Genomic DNA, 2205 nt, shown 5'->3' on the forward strand with positions numbered 1-2205 from the left:
AACAATCGCTGGTCTGGCTATGCCTTTCCAGGAGGACATGTTGAGAATGGCGAGGCCTTTGCTGAGTCTGTCATTCGTGAGATTTATGAAGAAACTGGTCTAACGATTCAGAATCCCCAACTGGTCGGTATTAACCTGCTCCGTGAAGGGATTGACGTTCCCGAAGTGAGATTGGTGCTATTCTAGATGCTGACAAGGAAAGTTTCCTTCGTAACGAACGCGGTCTCATCCAGACCATTGGTCGTGCGGCCCGTAATAGCGAAGGACATGTTATCATGAATGCGGACACGATGACTCAGTCTATGCAAAGTGCCATCGATGAAACGGTCCGCCGTCGGAAAATTCAAAAGAAATCCGTGATCTAATCGCTGTAACCAAGGCAGTTGCCAAGGAAGAGGACAAGGAAGTCGATATCAATAGCCTCAATAAACAAGAACGCAAAGAACTCGTCAAAAAACTCGAAAAACAAATGCAAGAAGCCGTCGAAGTACTTGACTTTGAACTAGCAGCTCAGATCCGTGATATGATGCTCAAAGTGAGAACGTTGGGGTAGGAAAGAAAGGAAAAAGATGAACTATAAAGAAGAATTTTATGGTTTTTACAGAGAACCATTTAATAAAGAAAATATGACAAGTGAGAATACAATTATTGTGTTTGATACCAACTCATTGCTTAATGTATTTAGATTTACACCAGAAGCATCAAAAGAATATTTTGAGATAATTCAAAGTATTCAAGATAAAATTTATATTCCATATCTTGTAGCTTTAGAATTTCACTTTCATAAATCTGAAGCGTTATTATTAAATGAAGTCAACGTAACAAAATTTAAAAATAATTTTAGCAAGAATTGGAATAAAGTGAAGTCGGAAGCAGCAAAAACACTATTTTCAGGTCTTTCGTATAGAAATGATAAAGATAATAAAGAATTGATCACTTATTTGTCAGATTTACTGAACTCAAAAGAACTTGATATAGAAAATAAATTAGTTGAGAAGATTTCCTCAATAAGTAAGAACCAAACTAATATTTTTAATGCATTGGTTGAAATTATACAAAGTAAAACAGGAGAGCGATATGAACAAAATACGATTATAAATATTGAAAAGGAAGGAGATGAAAGATATAAAAATGAGATACCACCTGGTTTTAATGATGCTAATAAAAAATTATCAAGAAGTTATAATGGTATAAAGTACCAACAGAAGTTTGGAGATTTAATTATTTGGAAGGATATAATTATCAAAGCAAAGGAAGATAAAATCAAAAATGTAATTTTTGTGACCTCTGATGGTAAACGGGATAGTAAAACCGATTTAAACCATAAAGTTTGTGTTGGAAAAGATGGAAATGGTAAGGAGAAATATCAGATTATCGGTCCAAGAATTGAACTTATAGAGGAAATGAAAAATGAGACTGGGGCAGATTTTTATTTAATGGATGAACTGGAATTCATGAAACACTTCTCACAAGAGGAAGTACCATCTCGAGTATTTAAATCTATTAGTGATACATTACTCGATTTTGCTAAAATAGTATCTACTTCTTTAAATAACGACGATGTAGTAAAACCTTTTGTGAGAGCATCTTCTCAATCAGTAAACAATAGACCCTCCGTAATTAAAAGGCGAAAAGTCACAGATATTTCTGAATTATTAAAAATTGTAGAAAATGATTATGAAATTAGTGATGTAATAGAGGAATACTTAAAAACAGAACTTCCAAACATGGATTTTGAAAATAAGTATGGTGATTTAGGTTGGGGAGAATTTGAATACGTAACTATTACAGAAGTGGAGATTGAAAAATACACGTTTGAAGATGACTTTTATGAAATTAAGTGTATAGCAAGCATTGATGTGAATATAGACTTTAATATTGTTACCAAGAATCCTTTCTACGAAGAACCTGAAGATCCAGAATTTGAATATGAGTCATCGGAAATAGATGGTACTTTTGAGATATCATTTATTTATGACTTAGATTATGACACTTTTGATGATATAGAAATAATTGATTTCTATATTTAAATATTTAGAAAGCGAGCAAAGCTATGTCCCGTGCCCAAGCAACTATTTTAACCAATATCTGTCTGATTGAAGACCTCGAAACCCAGAGCGTGGTGATGCAGTATCGTTCACCCGAAAATAATCGCTGGTCTGGCTATGCCTTTCCAGGAGGACATGTTGAGAATGGCGAGGCCTT

General features: G+C 34.1%; 2 protein-coding genes and 2 pseudogenes. All 4 read left to right on the top strand.

The window, feature by feature from the left end; genetic code table 11:
* Positions 1-132, top strand: a pseudogene (locus tag GMD6S_RS13175) (NUDIX domain-containing protein); the annotation flags it as partial.
* Positions 121-553, top strand: a pseudogene (locus GMD6S_RS13125) (UvrB/UvrC motif-containing protein); the annotation flags it as partial. The pseudogenes GMD6S_RS13175 and GMD6S_RS13125, both read left to right, overlap by 12 nt.
* A 16-nt stretch (positions 554-569) precedes the next feature.
* On the top strand, positions 570-2030 hold the full coding sequence (locus tag GMD6S_RS11170) for a PIN-like domain-containing protein (RefSeq protein ID WP_001106842.1): 1461 nt from the start codon (positions 570-572) through the stop codon (positions 2028-2030).
* Positions 2031-2053: 23 nt separating this feature from the next.
* Positions 2054-2205, top strand: a 152-nt coding sequence (locus GMD6S_RS11175; RefSeq protein WP_008295756.1) for an NUDIX domain-containing protein, incomplete at its 3' end; no start/stop codon positions are given.

This window comes from Streptococcus sp. GMD6S, from assembly GCF_000297015.1.

What these genes read in the sequence shown, in the direction of transcription:
- GMD6S_RS11170 (WP_001106842.1), top strand. Translation starts at nt 570, where the DNA reads ATGAACTATAAAGAAGAATTTTATGGTTTTTACAGAGAACCATTTAAT.